This is a genomic window from Vibrio olivae (assembly GCF_042428525.1).
GTDB lineage: Bacteria > Pseudomonadota > Gammaproteobacteria > Enterobacterales > Vibrionaceae > Vibrio > Vibrio olivae.
The window spans coordinates 1-524 of the sequence record NZ_JBHMEP010000132.1; the positions used below are offsets into that span (position 1 = coordinate 1).

At 59.9% G+C, this 524-nt stretch carries 1 pseudogene; it reads left to right on the forward strand.

The window, feature by feature from the left end:
* Window positions 1-452: pseudogene (locus ACFFUV_RS24220) on the forward strand (hypothetical protein); the annotation flags it as partial.
* Between the last annotated feature and the right edge of the window lie 72 nt (window positions 453-524).

Below are 524 nucleotides of genomic sequence, written 5' to 3' on the forward strand. Positions count from 1 at the left end.
CGCTGATCCTGCTCATGAAGGACGGCTACCCCTGCATCTTTTACGGGGATTACTACGGTGTGAGCGGCAATCCGCCCGTGCACCGCGGTATCATCGACAACCTGCTGGAAATCCGCAAAAACCACGCCTACGGTGAGCAGAATTACTACTTCGACCATCCGAACACCATCGGCTTCACCCGCGTGGGGGATGAAGAGCACCCGAAGTCCGGCGTGGCCGTGCTCATCTCCAACGGGGAAAACGGGGACAAGGTCATGAACGTGGGCAAGCAGCACGCGGGAGAAACCTGGAAGGAAGCCACCGGAAACGGGGAGGAAATCGTCACCATCGACGACGAAGGCAACGGCCAGTTCATCGTCCACGGCGGCAACGTGGCTGTCTGGATTCCGGAGAACGCCCCCCAGGACCCCAAGCAGGACGCCCGGAAGGACGATGCCGAGGAAGAAAGCTGATCCATTTGCCGCAGGCGGATGAGCACCGCCTGACGGGACTTTTTATCGGCGGTCTGGCCCTTCCGGAATTTT